General features: G+C 59.9%; 17 protein-coding genes and 2 pseudogenes. 7 read left to right on the top strand and 12 right to left on the bottom strand.

The annotated features are described in order from the left end of the window. The 4 genes from C8024_RS18560 to C8024_RS18545 form a co-directional block, all read left to right on the top strand. On the top strand, positions 1-523 hold a 523-nt coding region (locus C8024_RS18560; protein WP_173207942.1), incomplete at its 5' end, for a pitrilysin family protein. Beyond that, the gene (locus C8024_RS18555) at positions 508-1092 is read left to right on the top strand and encodes a pitrilysin family protein (protein ID WP_173207939.1); all 585 of its coding nucleotides are present in this window, start codon (positions 508-510) and stop codon (positions 1090-1092) included. The genes C8024_RS18560 and C8024_RS18555, both read left to right, overlap by 16 nt. After that, a complete protein-coding gene (locus C8024_RS18550) occupies positions 1089-2090 on the top strand; it encodes a pitrilysin family protein (protein WP_173207936.1) in 1002 nt (333 codons plus the stop codon). Before C8024_RS18555 ends, C8024_RS18550 begins: the two co-directional genes overlap by 4 nt. Before the next feature lie 48 nt (positions 2091-2138). After that, positions 2139-2435, top strand: a complete 297-nt coding sequence (locus tag C8024_RS18545) for a hypothetical protein (protein ID WP_100094047.1) — start codon at positions 2139-2141, stop codon at positions 2433-2435. A gap of 77 nt (positions 2436-2512) precedes the next feature. On the opposite strand, the gene pal is transcribed toward C8024_RS18545, so the two are convergent. The 12 genes and pseudogenes from pal to C8024_RS18485 form a co-directional block, all read right to left on the bottom strand. Next, positions 2513-3022, bottom strand: a complete 510-nt coding sequence (pal, locus tag C8024_RS18540) for a peptidoglycan-associated lipoprotein Pal (RefSeq protein WP_100095588.1) — start codon at positions 3020-3022, stop codon at positions 2513-2515. Positions 3023-3097: 75 nt separating this feature from the next. After that, positions 3098-4404: pseudogene (tolB, locus tag C8024_RS18535) on the bottom strand (Tol-Pal system beta propeller repeat protein TolB). A 235-nt stretch (positions 4405-4639) separates the two neighbouring features. Next, the gene (locus tag C8024_RS18530; RefSeq protein WP_254306091.1) at positions 4640-5239 is read right to left on the bottom strand and encodes a hypothetical protein; all 600 of its coding nucleotides are present in this window, start codon (positions 5237-5239) and stop codon (positions 4640-4642) included. 15 nt (positions 5240-5254) lie between these two features. Next, positions 5255-5707 carry a protein TolR gene (gene tolR, locus C8024_RS18525; RefSeq protein WP_173207932.1) on the bottom strand — a complete coding sequence of 151 codons (453 nt, stop codon included), beginning with the start codon at positions 5705-5707 and terminating at the stop codon, positions 5255-5257. Positions 5708-5709: 2 nt separating this feature from the next. Next, on the bottom strand, positions 5710-6357 hold the full coding sequence (gene tolQ / locus C8024_RS18520) for a protein TolQ (RefSeq protein WP_100094050.1): 648 nt from the start codon (positions 6355-6357) through the stop codon (positions 5710-5712). 64 nt (positions 6358-6421) lie between these two features. Next, a pseudogene (locus C8024_RS22645) lies at positions 6422-6885 on the bottom strand (YbgC/FadM family acyl-CoA thioesterase). A gap of 103 nt (positions 6886-6988) precedes the next feature. Continuing rightward, on the bottom strand, positions 6989-7504 hold the full coding sequence (locus tag C8024_RS18510) for an SRPBCC domain-containing protein (RefSeq protein ID WP_173207929.1): 516 nt from the start codon (positions 7502-7504) through the stop codon (positions 6989-6991). Continuing rightward, positions 7491-7850, bottom strand: a complete 360-nt coding sequence (locus tag C8024_RS18505; RefSeq protein WP_173207926.1) for a helix-turn-helix transcriptional regulator — start codon at positions 7848-7850, stop codon at positions 7491-7493. The genes C8024_RS18510 and C8024_RS18505 overlap by 14 nt, the downstream gene beginning before the upstream one ends. A gap of 84 nt (positions 7851-7934) precedes the next feature. Further along, on the bottom strand, positions 7935-8282 hold the full coding sequence (locus C8024_RS22290; protein WP_173207923.1) for a TraR/DksA family transcriptional regulator: 348 nt from the start codon (positions 8280-8282) through the stop codon (positions 7935-7937). Positions 8283-8284: 2 nt separating this feature from the next. Further along, entirely contained in the window at positions 8285-9631 is a 1347-nt protein-coding gene (locus C8024_RS18495) for an amidohydrolase (RefSeq protein WP_173207920.1), read from the bottom strand. A gap of 187 nt (positions 9632-9818) precedes the next feature. Beyond that, positions 9819-10022 carry a DUF3617 family protein gene (locus tag C8024_RS18490; RefSeq protein ID WP_173207945.1) on the bottom strand — a complete coding sequence of 68 codons (204 nt, stop codon included), beginning with the start codon at positions 10020-10022 and terminating at the stop codon, positions 9819-9821. After that, positions 10019-10360, bottom strand: coding sequence for a DUF3617 family protein (locus C8024_RS18485; RefSeq protein ID WP_173207917.1), 342 nt, complete (start codon positions 10358-10360; stop codon positions 10019-10021). Before C8024_RS18485 ends, C8024_RS18490 begins: the two co-directional genes overlap by 4 nt. A gap of 138 nt (positions 10361-10498) precedes the next feature. On the opposite strand from C8024_RS18485, the gene uvrB reads away from it, so the two are divergent. The 3 genes from uvrB (at position 10499) to C8024_RS22280 (ending at position 13588) form a co-directional block, all read left to right on the top strand. Beyond that, on the top strand, positions 10499-12673 hold the full coding sequence (gene uvrB / locus C8024_RS18480) for an excinuclease ABC subunit UvrB (RefSeq protein WP_173207914.1): 2175 nt from the start codon (positions 10499-10501) through the stop codon (positions 12671-12673). A gap of 118 nt (positions 12674-12791) precedes the next feature. Then, entirely contained in the window at positions 12792-13178 is a 387-nt protein-coding gene (locus C8024_RS22285; protein WP_254306090.1) for a hypothetical protein, read from the top strand. Continuing rightward, a complete protein-coding gene (locus C8024_RS22280; RefSeq protein ID WP_254306089.1) occupies positions 13175-13588 on the top strand; it encodes a hypothetical protein in 414 nt (137 codons plus the stop codon). Before C8024_RS22285 ends, C8024_RS22280 begins: the two co-directional genes overlap by 4 nt. The last annotated feature ends 304 nt before the right edge of the window (positions 13589-13892 follow it).

Genomic DNA, 13892 nt, shown 5'->3' with positions numbered 1-13892 from the left:
CCCCGTATACGAAGTGATGAAGGACAAGGTCGCGACCACGCGTATCTACCGCAACTGGGTGGTGCCTGGTCTCAATGATCCTGATTATACGCCGCTCGATGTCGGCATGACGGTGCTGGGCGGCCTGGCCAGCTCGCGGCTCGACAATATCATGGTGCGTGAAGAGAAAAATGCCGTTTCGGTGTCCGCCTATGTCATCCCGTTCGTGCACGGCAGCCTCGTGAACATTCAGGCCGACGTCAAACCGGGTGAAGATGCGGATGCCGTTGCCGCGCGGCTCGACGAAATCATCGCCGACTTTATCGCCAACGGTCCGACCGAGGATGAAGTGCAACGGGTGGCCACCCGCAACGCCGCCGCCCGAATTGCCGGGCTGGAGCAAGTGGGCGGATTCAGCGGCAAGGCGGTCGCTCTGGCGCAGGGCGAACTTTATTCCGATGATCCGGAATTTTACAAAAGGAGCTCGGCCGACTGGCGGCCACGACTCCCGAAGCGGTCAAGGCGGCCATGCAGAAATGGCTGACCCGTCCCGTCGTCGGCATCACGGTGGTGCCCGGCGAACGGGAAGAATATCAGGAAGTGGGCGCCGGCAAGGGCGCGCGCACTGGCGTTCTGACCGCGCCTGCCTTCTATATGCAGGATGAGCAGGCCGGCACGGTCACCGCTCCCGACCGGTCGGCCTTGCCGCCGGTCGGTGAAATCCCGAACGTCGATTTTCCGGATGTCGAGACCGCGACCCTGTCCAATGGCATCAAGGTCTATTTCGCCCGCCGCGATGCGGTGCCGATGACACGCGTCACGCTGTCCTTTAACGCGGGCACCAGCGCGGACTCCTCCGGCAAGCTCGGATTGCAGAATTTTGTCACTTCGGTGATGGAAGAAGGCACGACCAGCCTGACCTCGGTCGAAATAGCCGAGCAGCAGGAACGGCTGGGCGCCCATATTAGCATCGGCGGAGGGCGCGATCGCACCGATGTCGACCTGAGCACGGTCAATCCCAATCTGGACGCCTCGCTCGACCTGATGGCGGATATTGTGAAAATCCGGCGTTCAATAGCGACGATATCGAACGTATCCGGGTCCGGCAGTTGACCGCGATCGACCGCGAGGAAAGCGATCCGCTGAGCATCGCCAGCAACACGCTGCCGCCGCTTCTCTTCGGAACCGAGCATCCCTATGGCCGCGGTCTGTCGGGCAATGGCACCAAGGACACGGTATCGGCGATCACCCGTGATGATCTTGCTGCCTTCCACCAGCAATGGATGCACCCGGCCAAGGCGACGATCTTTGCCGCAGGCCGGATCGACAAGCAGGAACTTGTCGACAAGCTGGAATTGCGCTTCGGCAAGTGGAAAGGCTCGGGCAAGGCCGCGCCGGCAAAGAATTTCGATGCGGCCATTCCCGAAGGCCAGGGCCGGATCATTGCCATCCACCGGCCGAACTCGCCGCAGTCGATGATCCTGGCGGGGCAGGTCCTGCCCTACAAGGGGTCGGATGATCTGCTGACGCTCAACGCGGCCAACGAGATACTGGGCGGCAATTTCCTCTCGCGAATCAACATGGATCTGCGCGAGACCAAGGGCTGGAGCTATGGCACGCGCAATAGCGTGCTGCGCGGCGAGGACCGGGTCATGTACACGATGCGTGCGCCGGTCCAGACCAACCAGACCGGCCCCGCGGTGGCCGCGATGGACGGCCAAGTTCGCGATTTTCTGGGTGAAAATGGTGTGACCGCCGCCGAGTTGGAGCGCACGGTGAACGGCAATGTCCGCCAGCTGCCCGGCCAGTTCGAGCGCACGGCCAGCATCTTGGGCCAGATGCAGGGTGACGTGATGTACGGCCGGCCTTCGGACTATGCCGAAACCGTTGCCGACCGCTACAAGGCGCTGACCGAAGACGATCTGAACAAGGCGATGGCTGAGGCGGTTGATCCGGACAAGTTCACCTGGGTGATCGTCGGCGATGTTTCCAAGATACAGGCCCAGCTGGACGCTCTCGACATGCCGGTCGAATATCGCGGCTATGAAGCTAGTGACACTGCTGTTAATAGTGATAGCAGTTCGAACGATTCGGCGGGCAGCAGCGAGTGATCGTCAGCCCCGACGGAGTCAGGGCTTTGACATGAAAAGGAGAATGGAATGTCTATTGATGGAACTTATACTTGCGTAACCAAATCCCCGATGGGAGACCAGACGTCGGAATTCACCATCGTCACCGACGGTGACACGTTCACCGGCACCAATGCCGGTGCCATGGGATCGATGGAAGTCGAAAACGGCAAGGTCGACGGCAATCACATCACCTGGGAAATGAACATGACCGTTCCCATGCCGATGAAGCTGGAAGGCGACGCGACAATCACCGATGGCCAGCTAGCCGGTTCGGTGAAAGCGGGTGCTTTTGGTGAAATGGCAATGACCGGCACCAAGAAATAAGCGACCGACAGGTTACAAAAAGGGCCGCTACCTTTGGGGTAGCGGCCCTTTTTTGTCTGCGTGTGCGGTCCACTGGTCTAGCGGACGACGACGCTCACGGCGCGGCGGTTCTGCGCCCAGGCGCTCTCGTTGGACGCAAGCGCTTCGGGGCGTTCCTTGCCATAGCTGACCGTGGTCATCCGGGACGGGCTGACACCCAGCGAGGCGAGATAGTTTTTCGTCGCATTGGCGCGACGCTCGCCGAGCGCGAGGTTGTAGTCGCGGGTGCCGCGTTCGTCGGCATGGCCCTCGATGGTGATCCGCGCGTTGGGATTTTGTGCCAGCCAACGTGCCTGGCTCTGCAAAATGAGCTGGTCCTGCGAGTCGACATTGAAACGATCGGTGTCGAACAATATCCGGTCGGACATTGTGTTGGCCAGGAAGTCGCCCTGGGAACCCGGCGCATAGCCAGGGCCGGTGGGGCCGGTCGGTGTGGGCGCAGGCGTGGTCGTGTCGACCGGTGGCGGCGGCAGTTCCTCGGGTGCCTTTTTGGCACAGCCGGCCAGAACCAGGCTCGCGCTAATCAGGAGGGGAGTTGCATATTTTATCATAATTCTGCTCCTTTTTTGAATCTGCCCTTGGGCTTTATATAATCTTTTTCAGGGACTTGTCTTGGTTTGAATTCAAGGCAGCAATGGCCCCCAAGCCGGATCCGACCCGTTGACCGGCGTCGGCAATTGTCGTTCGTTGCGGCCGGTCAGGTCAACCTGCCAGATTCCGGTGCTGCCGTTACCTTTGGTGGTCCGGAAAAACTGGATCACCCGACCATTGGGCGCCCATGTCGGGGCTTCGTCCTGCCAGCTGTTGGTCAGCAGACGCTCGCCGCCACCGCTGGGCGTCATCACGCCGATGCGGAAATTGCCGGCCATCTTGGTGAAGGCGATCAGATCGCCGCGCGGGCTCCATTCCGGCGTTGCAAAGCGGCCACCGCCAAAGCTGATCCGACGCTCGTTGCCGCCATCGGCGTCCATCACATAAAGCTGCTGGCTGCCCGAGCGATCACTTTCGAAGACGATCCGGCTGCCGTCGGGAGAGAAGCTGCCGCCGATATCGATACCGGGGGAGAAGGTCAGCTGCTGTGGCTTGCCGCCACCGGCTGCCGAGACCTTGTAGATATCGGTATTACCGGCAATCGCCATGGAATAGAGGATCCACTTGCCATCGGGTGACCAGCGCGGCGCGAAGGTCGGATTGGTGCTCTGGGTGATCAGGCGCTGCCGTCCGGTGCCGATGTCATAGACGTAGATGCGCGGATTGCCGTCAAGAAAGCTCAGATAGACGATGCTCTTGTAATCGGGCGAGAAACGCGGGGTGAGAGCGGTGGCCTGGCCATTGGTGATGAACCGGTGGTTGGCACCATCGCTGTCCATGATCGCCAGCCGCTTGACCCGGTTCCCCTTGGGGCCGGTCTCGGCGATATAGGCGATACGGCTGTCGAAAAAGGGCGATTCCCCGCTCAACCGCGAATAGATGCTGTCGGCGCATTTATGCGCGGCCCGGCGCCAGTCGCGCGGCTCGACCACAAAGCCTGGCGGGTGAGTTCGGTTTCCAGCGCGACATCATAGAGATAGCAGCCCACCGTCAGCTTGCCGTCAGGATTGGCCCGCACGAAGCCCTGGATCAGGGCAGAGGCACTGGTGCCGCTCCAATAGGGAAATTGCGGTGCGGTAACTTCGGCATAGCTGATCGACCGGACCTGGTTGCGGCCAACCGGCTTGAACAGTCCGCTCGAGCGCAGATCGCTGACAATCACATCACTGATCTTGCCACCAAGTTCGGCGGTGCTGCCAGCGGCCGTGTCGACGCTTTGCTGCGTTGGTAGACCGGGAACGGCGATGACCAGTTCTTCCGAAGCGCTATTGTCGACATCGACGGTCAGCTGGGCATGCGCGGTTGCGGTCAGTCCAATGCTGGCGACAATGCCGAGCATGACGGAGCGGACGTAGAGGGCGGGTAATTGCATGATGGTCTCCTAGACGCCAAGATAGAGGACAGGTTCGATAACCTTCCACTCGTCATAATATTTTCGGGGAATGTCGTGAAAGGGGCCGCGAGCTGGATCGCAGCAATGGCCCGCTCCTGATGTATCTCGACCTGCGAGCGGTTGCTCGGCGTGATGCCGGTTGTCGTGGCCGTCGGACGGCCAATGATATTGCCGCTACTGTCTAGGCGCGCGGTGACCTTGGTGCGCAACAGTTCCGCGTCCGCGCCTGTCGGCGGCCGCCATTTTGCTTGATCAGCCTGTATAGCTCGCGTTCCAGCGAAGCGACAGCAGCGGGAGACGCCTTCTCCGCCGCGATATTCTGGTTGCGGCTGACCGATGGTGCATCGGTGACCCCTTTCAGGAAATCATCGCCGAGCCTCGAGCCGCGGGGTGTCGGCTTGGCAACCGGTTTCGACTCTGCCTTCGGGGCGGCGCTGGCCGGTTTGTCCGGACGCCGACGGGGTTCCCGGGAGACGGGAGCCGGTTTCGGCGCCGGGGTCGGCTTGGCTTCGGCTTTCGGTGGTTCGGGCAGCGGTTCCGGCGCGGCAATGCTGCTGTCTTCCGGTGCGCCCAGCTCCGGGGCAACGCTGGTCGCGGGGGTGACCATCGCAGGATTGGGTGCGGCGCTTTCCAGGCCCACCTCGTCGGCGATCATCACTTCGATCGGCTTGTTGCGAAACGCGTCATTGGTGCTGCTCAATATGCTCACCGAGAGCGCGCCAAACAGGGCCACATGACCCGCAGCCGCTATTCCCAAGCCAATTTTTTCAGCTTTTTCCATATCAGCGGTCCACTCTTAAGGTGTCTCCGATGAACCTGTAGTGACCAGCGAAACCCGGTTCAGTCCGGCCCGGTTCAGCTCGCCCATCACGCCCATGATCAGACCATAGTCGAGTGTACTGTCACCGCGCAGCATGATCTGGCGCGGATCTTCCGGATTCTGTTCGGCGGCGATATCGCGTAACCGCATCTCCAGCGCACCGCGGCTCAGTTCCTCGTCATCGACGAAGATACGGCCTTCGTTGTCGATCGAGATCTGGACCGGCTCCTGCTCCTGTTCCAGCGCGTTGGCGCGGCTTTCCGGCAAGTCGACGGGCACGCCGGTGACCAGCAACGGAGCTGTCACCATGAAGATGATTAGCAGCACCAGCATCACGTCGACAAACGGGGTAACATTGATCTCGGCCATCGGCGCGCGGCCGCGGCCATTGCCGCGCCTGCCGATGCCGGATCCCATATTCATGCCCATGCTCAGTCTCCCAGTTCCAGTTCGCGGCTGAGCGTGGCGTGGAAACCCTCGGCAAAGCGGCCCATCCGGGCCTCCAGCTTGTTCAGGCGATGGGAGAAGCGGTTATAGGCAATGACCGCGGGGATCGCGGCGAACAGGCCGATGGCCGTCGCGAACAAAGCCTCGGCAATGCCGGGGGCGACCACGGCAAGCGAGCTGTTCTGTTCTGCGGCGATCGCCGAGAAGCTGCGCATGATGCCCCAGACCGTACCGAACAGGCCGACAAAGGGGGCGACGCTGCCCACGGTCGCGAGAAAATTGAGCCGGTCGGCGATCCGGTCGACTTCGCGGGCGATGGTCGTGTTCATGGCGCTGGCAAGCCGCTGGCGCGTGCCTTCGCGGTCAATCGGTGCCTTGGAAGTCGAACGGCGCCATTCCTTGACCCCGGCAGCCAGCACCCTGGCGCTGGGCAGGGAGGACTGGCCATATTCGTCATAGAAGCGGTCGAGATTTTCCGTCTTGTCGAATGCCCGCTCGAATTTATCGGACTTTCTGGTGATTTGGCCGATGTTCATGGCAAAGCTTACGATGATCGTCCAGGTCCAGACGCTGGCCAGCAGCAGGCCGATCATCACCGCCTTGACGACGATATCGGCTTCCATGAACAGCATGAAGGGAGAGAAATTTCCGGCAGTCGCTCCCAGAGAAAGTTGGTCTAGCAAGATATATGATCCTTCATTTCGTATCGGCCCGGTCCATGACGCCGGCAAAGGCCATTGTCCACGCCTTGGGTTGTCGTCTCGGGCGCCGGCGGGCGTAAGAAACGCTGCGTGAACGGAAGCTGACGCAATGGGGTCCTGGCCGCGCATTATTTTCTGGTCGATGATCACGCTGGCGGCGCGCAGCGTCTCGACTGTGCTGATAACGACCAGATCATCATTCAGTTTCGCCGGCAACAGATATTTCATCGTCAGGTCGACCACTGCATAGACGCCTTCGCCGCTTTCGTAAGCAGCGCCCTGATCCATGTCGAGCAGGCGCAGCATGTCGGAGCGGGCCCGCTCCATATAGCGCAGATAATTGGCGTGATAGACTATGCCGGAAAAATCGGTGTCCTCGAAATAGACGCGGCAGGCGAAGAAATGCTTGCCGTCGACAAAACGGCCGTCGAACGGTTTGATATCTGCGGGGATTTCCATGGCCCGCACATTAGGGCGATGTCTTCACGCGGGGAAGGGTGAAAAACGTCGCGGCGACCTGTTGGGCGCAAATAAGACTCGATTGGACCGCCGCAGTCTGTCTTCAAGCTGACGCTAGGTTTTTGCCATAGTTCCTCGGACAGCACGGACCCGGTTTCCAGTAGTGACTTGAGGTTGCTGAGCACGGCTGGCCATCCTTTCCGCACTCCATTATCCATCCGGGATCCGGCTCGAGCTCGCTATGGGTCACGGTGAGTTTCGTGTCCGGACCCAGTGGCGTGAGCTCATAGGTCACGCGCGAGATGCAGGCCGGATTGTCTGCTTCCCGCTCCAGCGACCAGGTCCATATCATTGTGTGTGGAGGCTCGATCGCGACCAGACGCCCGCAGATGTCGATTTCGCCACTGCCATCGCTGCGGACATGGGCCCATCGCGATCCCGGCTTCCAGTCCGACTCGTTATAATGGCCCCAATATGCCTTGGTGAGATCGCGGTCGATCAGACCGTTCCAGACCGCTTCCACGTCGGCCTTGATGAAGATTGTATAGACAAAATCCGGCGTGCAGGCCTGGCCGGTTGACGCGCGGGTGTGGATATCGGCGGTTTCATTTGCGGGCATGACGTTTCTCCTCTGGCTTGCTGTTTCTGGAAGGGTTGGAAGCACTTTCCATTTGCTGTTTGAAATCACTCAGCGCCTCGATCCGGGCCTCCTCGAACTTGCCGACCCAGCGGTGGACGATATCGCCCAGCGGAACGGGGTTGAGATAGTGCAGTTTCTCCCGGCCCTGCCAGTGGACCGAGACGAGATTGGCGGTTTCGAGAATATGCAGATGCTTGGCCACCGCCTGGCGGGACATGGCCATGCCGTGATGGAGCTCGGTCAGGCTTTGTCCGTTTTTGACAAACAGCCGGTCGAGCAGAGCGCGGCGGGTTTCATCGGCGAGGGCGGCAAAGACATCGGACATGGCTCCCTATATGCAACTATATGGTTGCATGTCAAGCTTACAAAAGGCCTGCCTGGTCCGAACTGCGACAAAATTTCAAGCGGATCAGCGCGCGCAGGCGATGCACAAATGGGCGGCGGGATCGATTTCGAGGCGCCGGTAGGCAATGGCTTCGCCGCACTCCGCGCACCAGCCATACTCCCCATCGTCCACCCGGTTCAGGGCGATCTCAATTCTCGCCAGATCGCTGGTCCGGCGGCGCGCTTCGGCCTGGGCCATTTCCTGTTGCTGCATCGCGTCCATGCGCGACAGGCGGCCGACGCTCTGCTGGTCGAGTTCGACCGGTCCCCGCCAGCTGGCGCCCTCCTGATCGCGGGCCTTCAGTTCGGCTTGCCGCTCAAGCAGCAGATTTTTCAGGCTCTCGCGCTGCGAAGAGGAAAGCTCTTCGGCCAAGATTATTCCGCTTTCGGCGCCAGCAGATCCAGCGCCGCCGCGGTCATCGCCTCGGTACCCAGCGTGACGGATTCTCTCGGCGCGACCTTGAAGAAAGGGGAATGGTGAGAGGGCACCGGTGCCCCGCCGGCTTCTTCGCGATCAAAATCGGCCTGCGGCGTGCCGCCGACAGAGAAATAGACGCCCGGCACATCGGTGTTGGGCGCAACAAAATAGGCGAAATCCTCCGCGCCCATGCCTTCGCGCGGCTGGTTGTCGAACACGTCTTTACCGAACCGGCTGGCAAATACACCGATCACCCTTTTGGTCAGCTCTGCGTCATTATAGGTCGCCGGCGTCGATTCATGCGACACTAGAACCTCGGGCAACCTGTCCTCGGGCAGGCCGTTCATCCGGCCGACATTGGTCGCGATACGCTTGATGCCTTCGAGCAGCTTCGCCCTTGTGTCGGCGTCGTCCGAGCGAACCGTCAGCTGCATCGTCGCCTTGTCGGATATGATATTATGCTTGAAGCCGCTGTGGAAGGAACCGACGGTGACCACAGCGGGCTTGAGGGGGGCGATTTCCCGGCTGACGATGGTCTGCAGCGCCATGATGATTTCCGCGCCCATCACGATCGGGTCCTTGCCACGATGCGGCGACGCGCCATGCGCGCCGACGCCGTGGATGATGATGTCGACGCTGTCGGACGAACTGTAGGTGATCCCTTCGCTCAGCGCCAGCTTGCCGGTCGGCGTGTCCGCAGAGACATGAAAGGCCATGGCATAATCGGGCTTGGGAAACCGGCTAAAGAGTCCGTCTTCCATCATCAGCCGGGCGCCGCCGATCCGTTCTTCGGCCGGTTGCGCGATCAGCACCAGCGTACCGGACCACTGGTCCTTCCTCGTGGCCATTTGCCGCGCAGTGCCGATCAGGGAGGTGATATGCACATCATGGCCGCAGGCGTGCATGACCGGCTTTTCCTCGCCGTCGATGCTGACCTGTTTTGCGGTCGACATATAGTCCAGCCCGCTGTCCTCGACGAGCGGCAGGCCGTCCATGTCGGCGCGCAGCATCAGGGTGGGGCCTGCGCCATTTTCCATCACCGCGACAACGCCGGTACCGCCGACCTTCTCGGTGACGGCGAAGCCGGAATCGCGCCATTTCTCCGCAATGATCGCGGCTGTGCGGGTTTCCTTGTAGGACAGTTCGGGGTTGCGGTGAAAATCGACAAACAGGGCTTCGAGCGTATTGTCATAATCCGCTGCAATCGCAGCAGCCAGATCGGGTGAGGCCGAACCATTTTGCGCGATCGCGGGTGTGGTCCAGATCAGCGCGCTGCTAGCGGCCAGAGCCAAGAGATGTTTCATATTTGTCTCCCTGTATTTTGACTGCTTATGTCCCACCCTTGGCAAAAGCGCAAAGCCTGATGTCGCTGCGCCTGATTGCGCGGTCATAGATATGCCGCAGCGCGTCTCGGCGGTGAGGCGGCGTGCAGCAAAAAGGGCAGGAGCGCTGTGCTCCTGCCCTGATCATTCTTTTATCTTGTCGTCGCGATCAACCGGCCGGGCATTTGCCGATATGCTTGCCGTTACTCTTGGCCGAAATATTCATTTTCATGCCGGCTGCCCCGCCAACCATATTCATGGTCATGTCATAGCTGCTCGGTCCATATTGGCCGTCCATCTTCATGGTCATTTCGCCTGGGCCACCGCCCATATTGCTGCAGGACATCTCGGACGACACGGCGCCGCCGCTCATGTCGAATTTCGTGACCTCGCAATTGGTCTTTTCCTGTGCGGCAAAAATTGCGCGCCGGGATTTTCCGCTTCTTCCCTGGTGATGCAGGATTTTGTGGTCGTGACCTTGCCTTTCATGCTGTCAATGGCGCCGGCCGGCACGCCTTCCGGCAGTCCCTCGATTTCCACATCCACGATTTCCACGGTATTTTCCCATTCGCCGGGTTCAAGCGTAACGCGGTTCATTTCCTCGGCGACTTCCTCGGCGGTGATCTTTCCATCGCCGTCTTGATCGGCGCCCTGTTCGGAACAGCCCCCGATCAGGCTGAGTACTGCTACAGATGCTAGTAATTTTCTCACGAGAACTTCCCTCTAATATTATGCTCTGCAAATAGTCTTAAGCTCATGTTCTGCGGATGTAAATTTTCTATCGCTGCTTTCGCCCAAAAACTGCACAACGGGGATGACATTGGTCCCTTTTTGTTCCATATCACTCTCATGACAGAATTGGTGATAAGAAGAGGCCTTGCCGAACCCGAAACCGGAGCAGATTTCGTTCCGCACAAGCCCCATCGGCCGGCAAAATCGGAAGGCGGACGGCGCTTCAAGCTGGTCAGTGATTTTGAACCGGCGGGCGACCAGCCCACGGCTATCCGGGAACTGGTAGAGGGCATGCGCGATGAGGAGCGCGACCAGGTGCTGCTCGGGGTGACCGGGTCGGGCAAGACCTTCACCATGGCCAAGGTGATCGAGCAATTGCAGCGACCTGCGCTGATTCTGGCGCCGAACAAGATATTGGCGGCGCAGCTGTACGGCGAGTTCAAGAATTTCTTTCCGGAAAATGCGGTCGAATATTTCGTCTCTTATTATGACTATTATCAGCCCGAAGCCTATGTCGCGCGGTCGGACACCTATATCGAGAAGGAAAGCTCGGTAAACGAGGCGATTGACCGGATGCGGCACAGCGCGACGCGCTCGCTGCTCGAGCGCGATGACGTGATCATCGTCGCGTCGGTGTCCTGTCTCTATGGCATCGGCTCGGTCGAAACCTATTCGGCGATGGTCTTTGATCTCAAGAAGGAACAGTCGGTCGACCAGCGCGATATCATCCGCAAGCTGGTGGCGCTGCAGTACAAGCGCAACGACATGGCCTTTGCCCGCGGCAGCTTTCGGGTGCGAGGCGACAATCTCGAGATTTTCCCGTCGCATTATGAGGATATGGCCTGGCGGATCAGCTTTTTCGGCGACGAGATCGAGGAGATTGTCGAATTTGATCCGCTGACCGGCAAGAAGGGCGCGACGCTGAACAAGGTGCGGGTCTATGCCAATTCGCACCATGTGACGCCGGGGCCGACGATGAAACAGGCGATGGAAGCGATCAAGTTCGAGCTTGCCGAGCGGCTCAAGGAACTGGAGGCGGAAGGCAAATTGATCGAGCATCAGCGGCTGGAGCAAAGAACCAATTTCGATCTCGAGATGATCGCGGCCACCGGCAGCTGCGCCGGTATCGAAAATTATTCGCGCTTCCTGACCGGGCGCTTGCCCGGCGAGCCGCCGCCGACTTTGTTCGAATATCTTCCGGACAATGCGCTTCTGTTCGTCGACGAGAGTCACCAGACCGTGCCGCAAATCGGCGCCATGTCGAAGGGCGATCATCGCCGCAAGATCAACCTCGCGGAATATGGCTTCCGCTTGCCCAGCTGTATCGACAACCGCCCGTTGCGCTTCAACGAGTGGGACGCGATGCGGCCGCAGACGGTCAGCGTGTCGGCGACACCCGGGCCCTGGGAAATGGAGCAGACCGGCGGCGTGTTCAGCGAGCAGGTCATTCGCCCCACCGGGCTGATCGACCCGCCGGTCGAGATCAGACCGGTAGAAGACCAGGTCGATGACGTAATCAACGAATGCCGCAAGGTTGCCGAACAGGGCTATCGCACGCTGATCACGACGCTGACCAAGCGGATGGCCGAAGATCTGACCGAATTCATGCACGAGGCCGGGATCAAGGTCCGCTATATGCACAGCGATGTCGAGACGCTGGAGCGGATCGAGCTGATCCGCGATCTGCGGCTGGGCGTCTATGACGTGCTGGTCGGTATCAACCTGCTGCGCGAAGGTCTCGATATTCCGGAATGCGGGCTGGTGGCGATACTGGACGCCGACAAGGAAGGCTTCCTGCGCAGTGAAACGTCGCTGATCCAGACCATTGGCCGCGCCGCGCGCAATGTCGACGGCCGGGTCATTCTCTACGCCGACCGGATGACCGGCTCGATGGAGCGCGCGATCAGCGAGACCGACCGCCGCCGCGAGAAGCAGGTCGAATATAATCTCGAGCACGGCATCACGCCGCTGTCGATCAAGAAGAATATCGGCGATATCGTCGCCCATGCCACGGCCAAGGACATGGTCACCGGTGCGGTCGACGACGACAGCAAGCCTCTGGTCGGTCACAATCTGCGCGCCCATATCGAAAGCCTCGAAAAACAGATGCGCGATGCAGCGGCCGATCTGGAATTCGAAACCGCCGGGCGTTTGCGCGACGAAATCCGCAAGCTGGAAGCCGAAGAGCTCGGCCTGCCAGCCGACCTGCAGGTCGCCCAGCCGAAAGGCCGATCGACCGAGGGACGGCCGGGGACGCGGAAAATGGGCTATGGCAAGGTGCAACGGAAGTGATGTAGGGCGGCAATCGTTTCGACGAAAGACAGCCGGATATAGATTAAACGCATCGCCACTGCTTGTGTGAAGATCGTGACGGGTGCATGTTACGATCCATAATTTGGGGAGAGACATCATGCGTGCTTCGATATTCCTGACATTGGCGGCTTCAGCCCTGGCGATTGCTGGTGCGGTCCATGCCACAGAAACCTCGCCGGTAACCGCGGATGTCGCAGCGGACAGGACTGCCGATTTGGAGACGGCTGTGACCGCTCCCGGGCGGGACGCGGCGGATGTCGCGCTCGACGGGAGTCGCAGTCCGGCCGAAGTGCTCGCCTTCATGGGGCTGGAGACCGGTGATGCCGTGCTCGATATTTTGCCGGCGGTGGCTATTATAGCGAAATTCTGGCGCGTGCGGTCGGTCCGGACGGATCGGTTATCGCGGTCAATCCGCCGCAATTTGTTTCCAGCGAGCAGTCCAAGGAAAAATGGGCGAGCGTCGCTGCGCGGCAGCCCAATGTGACAATGGTGCCTTCGCAATTGCCCGATTACAAGCCGGCGGAAAACAGCGTGGATTTTGCCATGCTCCATCTGATCTATCATGATTTCTACTGGCAGAGCGAAAAGTTCAAGTTCGACAGGATGGATCCGGCTGCCGTGCTGGCCAATCTCTATGCCGGCATGAAGCCCGGCGGTGTGGTCGCCGTGATCGACCATGTGGGCTTGCCGGGCGATACACGCGCGGTGGTCGAGAAAACCCACCGGATTGATCCGGCGACCGCCCGCGCCGATTTCCTCAAGGCCGGGTTCGTGCTGGACGGGGAAAGCGAGATGTTCATCAACGCCGATGATGACCTGGAAACGAATGTCTTCGATCCGGCGGTACGCGGTAAAACCAGCCGCTTCGTCATGCGATTTCGCAAGCCCGGATAGCATCTGAAACGCTCTTTTCGGCGGAATTCTGCGACCGAATCAGTCGCAAATGTAACCACATGGAAAATAAGGCATTTTTCTATGCCGCCAAAGACCGCCTAAGGGGACCCGAACGCCTGCCCCTGAGTTATGCATAAATTACGCAAAAATGTAATATAATTTCAATGGTTTACCAGTTGTTACCATAGTTTACATGACCGTTCAGGTCAGGTTAGCTAGAGGACCGCCATAGAGATTGCAGAGATTAGAACTGACCCGATAGCGATATTCCGGTGCGCCGGAATGCATTGAGGTCAGCACCAAA

Origin of the sequence: Sphingopyxis sp. BSNA05 (genome assembly GCF_013265645.1) — a bacterium.
Classification (GTDB): Bacteria; Pseudomonadota; Alphaproteobacteria; order Sphingomonadales; family Sphingomonadaceae; genus Parasphingorhabdus.
Note: the sequence above shows the minus strand (reverse complement) of the source record. Positions and strands in the feature narration are given on the sequence as shown.

Coding starts and splice junctions, on each gene's coding strand:
- tolQ (WP_100094050.1), bottom strand. CDS start 6,357: ATGCTGTTCATGGAAGCCGATATCGTCGTCAAGGCGGTGATGATCGGC.
- C8024_RS22285 (WP_254306090.1), top strand. CDS start 12,792: ATGCGTGCTTCGATATTCCTGACATTGGCGGCTTCAGCCCTGGCGATT.
- C8024_RS18490 (WP_173207945.1), bottom strand. CDS start 10,022: ATGAGCGGCGGCGCCGTGTCGTCCGAGATGTCCTGCAGCAATATGGGC.
- tolR (WP_173207932.1), bottom strand. CDS start 5,707: ATGGGCATGAATATGGGATCCGGCATCGGCAGGCGCGGCAATGGCCGC.
- uvrB (WP_173207914.1), top strand. CDS start 10,499: ATGACAGAATTGGTGATAAGAAGAGGCCTTGCCGAACCCGAAACCGGA.
- C8024_RS18545 (WP_100094047.1), top strand. CDS start 2,139: ATGTCTATTGATGGAACTTATACTTGCGTAACCAAATCCCCGATGGGA.
- C8024_RS18555 (WP_173207939.1), top strand. CDS start 508: ATGCAGAAATGGCTGACCCGTCCCGTCGTCGGCATCACGGTGGTGCCC.
- C8024_RS18505 (WP_173207926.1), bottom strand. CDS start 7,850: ATGTCCGATGTCTTTGCCGCCCTCGCCGATGAAACCCGCCGCGCTCTG.
- C8024_RS18510 (WP_173207929.1), bottom strand. CDS start 7,504: ATGCCCGCAAATGAAACCGCCGATATCCACACCCGCGCGTCAACCGGC.
- C8024_RS18530 (WP_254306091.1), bottom strand. CDS start 5,239: ATGGAAAAAGCTGAAAAAATTGGCTTGGGAATAGCGGCTGCGGGTCAT.
- C8024_RS18495 (WP_173207920.1), bottom strand. CDS start 9,631: ATGAAACATCTCTTGGCTCTGGCCGCTAGCAGCGCGCTGATCTGGACC.